Source organism: Pseudokineococcus marinus (genome assembly GCF_013004605.1).
Lineage (GTDB): Bacteria > Actinomycetota > Actinomycetes > Actinomycetales > Quadrisphaeraceae > Pseudokineococcus > Pseudokineococcus marinus.
The window spans coordinates 1-2,432 of the sequence record NZ_JABEMA010000389.1 but is presented as its reverse complement, the minus strand read 5'-3'; the positions used below and the strand labels follow the sequence as shown (position 1 = coordinate 2,432).

General features: G+C 76.9%; 2 protein-coding genes and 1 pseudogene. 1 reads left to right on the top strand and 2 read right to left on the bottom strand.

What is annotated here, in order from left to right; genetic code table 11:
- Positions 1-173: 173 nt before the first annotated feature.
- Positions 174-1,058: a GTP-binding protein LepA gene (locus HLB09_RS15795; RefSeq protein ID WP_171204272.1), complete on the bottom strand. Its 885-nt coding sequence runs from the start codon at positions 1,056-1,058 to the stop codon at positions 174-176.
- A gap of 115 nt (positions 1,059-1,173) precedes the next feature.
- Here HLB09_RS15795 and HLB09_RS15790 point away from each other — a divergent pair, with 115 nt between their 5' ends.
- Positions 1,174-1,989 carry an ABC transporter ATP-binding protein gene (locus tag HLB09_RS15790; protein WP_171204271.1) on the top strand — a complete coding sequence of 272 codons (816 nt, stop codon included), beginning with the start codon at positions 1,174-1,176 and terminating at the stop codon, positions 1,987-1,989.
- A 316-nt stretch (positions 1,990-2,305) separates the two neighbouring features.
- On the opposite strand, the pseudogene HLB09_RS20470 reads toward HLB09_RS15790, so the two are convergent.
- Positions 2,306-2,432, bottom strand: a pseudogene (locus tag HLB09_RS20470) (DUF3516 domain-containing protein); the annotation flags it as partial.

Genomic DNA, 2,432 nt, shown 5'->3' with positions numbered 1-2,432 from the left:
GACGGGCCCGGCCGCGCTCCGGCACTGGCTCGGCGCGCGGTGGCCGCCTGCCGCAGGGGTCGGGGCGCCGGCCTCACGTGCTCTCCGCGCGCCCGGGCCCGACCGCTCGTGCACGGGCGGGGGCCGTCCGGCCGGTAGCCCGTCCCCTCACCGCCCGGGCCGACGTCCCGCGGTCAGGCGGGGGCGGCGCCGCCGGTGGCCAGGCGCTCGCGGTGGGCGCCGACGGCGTCGCGCAGCGCCGCGAGCACGTAGCCGGGCACCTCCATGCCCTTATGGCCGGCCCAGAGGAGCTCGCGCTCGACGCGGGAGATGTCGCGCGCGAAGCTCTCGAGGTCGTCGCCGAGACCGAGCGTCTGCACGACCCGGCCGTAGTCGGCCTCCTGGCCGGGGCGGTTGACGCCGACGAGGGCGAAGGAGCGACGGCGCAGCACCTGGGTGAGCCGCAGCTGCCAGGGGGCCAGCAGCCCGGCCTGGAGCATCTGCGTGGCGGCCAGCCGGTAGTACGCGAAGTGGCCGGGCTCCTGCTGCTTGATGGGGGCGACGACGGTGCGCGCGGTCGCGGTCTCGCCGAGCCGCTCGAGCCCCTCGGACAGCCGGTTGTAGGCGAGGACGGCGGACCGCTCGGTCGCGGCGCCCGTCAGGTAGTAGAGGAGGCGCGCCACCTCCTGGACCGGGCGCAGGTGGGCGAGGGCGCCGAGGACGCGGATCTTGGGGCTGACGACCGTCGTGTTCGGCTCGGCCGGCTCCATGCCGAGGTCCTGCTGCAGCCGGTCGAGGATCAGGCCGTGCTGGATCTCCTGCGGCTGCCAGACGTCGGCGAAGAAGAGGCGGTCGGTCTCGTCGACGTCGGGCAGGAGGGTGAGGAGCTCCAGGACGTTGCGGTCGACCTCGAGCTCGACGCGCGACAGGTAGGAGATGACGGGCCCGAAGGCCTCGCGCACGGCCGAGGGGTCGTGCACGGTCCGGTCGACGCTGTCGAGCGGGATCGGGGGGTGCTTCTCGCCGAGCTGGAGCACGTGGTCCCTCAGCTGCTGCGGCGTGATCGTGGCGCGCGGCACGGCGCAGATCCTAAGGACTGTCGCGCGCGACACGAACAGCCGTCCGGGGCACGGGCGGCGTCGGACGCCGGAGGGCTGGCCGGAGGCGTCCCGGGCGGCCGCTAGCGTCCCCGGCGTGGACGAGGACGGGGGCCGCACGAGCGCGGAGGACGGCGCGGGGGCGTCCGGGGCCGGGCCGGCCCTGAAGCTCGTGGGCCTGGTCAAGCGCTTCGGCGGCCGGGCGGTCGTCGACGGCGTCGACCTGCTCGTCCCCGCCGGGTCGGTGACGGGCCTCGTCGGGCCCAACGGCGCCGGGAAGACGACGACCCTGTCCATGGCGACGGGGCTGCTGCGGCCCGACGCCGGGACGGCGCGGGTGCTCGGCCACGACGTGTGGGCGGACCCGGTGGGCGCCAAGCGCCTCCTGGGGGTCCTGCCCGACGGGATGCGCCTGTTCGACCGGCTCTCCGGGCGGGAGCTCGTGCGCACGACGGGCGAGCTGCACGGGCTGGCGCGCGCCGTGGCGCGCGAGCGGGCGGAGGAGCTGCTCGACGTCCTCGGGCTCACCGCCGCCGGGGACGAGCTCGTCGTCGACTACTCGGCCGGCATGGCGAAGAAGGCCGCGCTGGCCTGCTCGCTCGTGCACGCGCCGCGGCTGCTCGTGCTCGACGAGCCGTTCGAGGCCGTCGACCCGCTGTCGGGGGCGTCCATCCGGGGGCTGCTCGGGGACTTCGTCGCCGGCGGGGGCACCGTGGTGCTCAGCAGCCACGTCATGGAGCTCGTGGAGCGGCTGTGCGACCGCGTCGCCGTGGTCGCCGGCGGCCGGGTCCTGGCCGCCGGGACGCTCGAGGAGGTGCGGGACGGGCGCACGCTCGAGGAGCGCTTCGTCGAGCTCGCCGGCGGCGGGGAGCGCGGCAGCGGCGAGGGGCTCGCGTGGTTGCGGCGCTCCTGAGGCTGCGCCTCGCGCTGTGGCGCGGGGCGCTGCGGCGCGACACCTGGCGGGTCGTCGTCCTCGTGCTCGGCGGCCTCTACGGCCTCGGACTCCTCGCCGCGGCGCTCGTCGGCCTCGCGGCGCTCGCGGGCGCCCCCGTCGAGGTGGCGCGGGCCGTCGTCCTCGCCGGGGGAGCGCTGCTCGTGCTCGGGTGGACGCTCGTCCCCCTGCTGGCCTTCGGCGTCGACCCGTCCCTGGACCCGGCGCGCTTCGCGACGCTGCCCGTGCCCCCGCGCCCGCTGGCCGTCGGGCAGCTGCTGGGCGCCCTGCTCGGGGTGCCGGGGCGCGCCAGGACGTTGAGGACCATCGACGTCGAGACGGCGAAGTGCGGGCGCAGAGGCTCGGGGTCGGCGGCGACGAGCTTGTCGAAGGTCGCGCGCGTCCAGGCGACGAAGCCCTCGGGC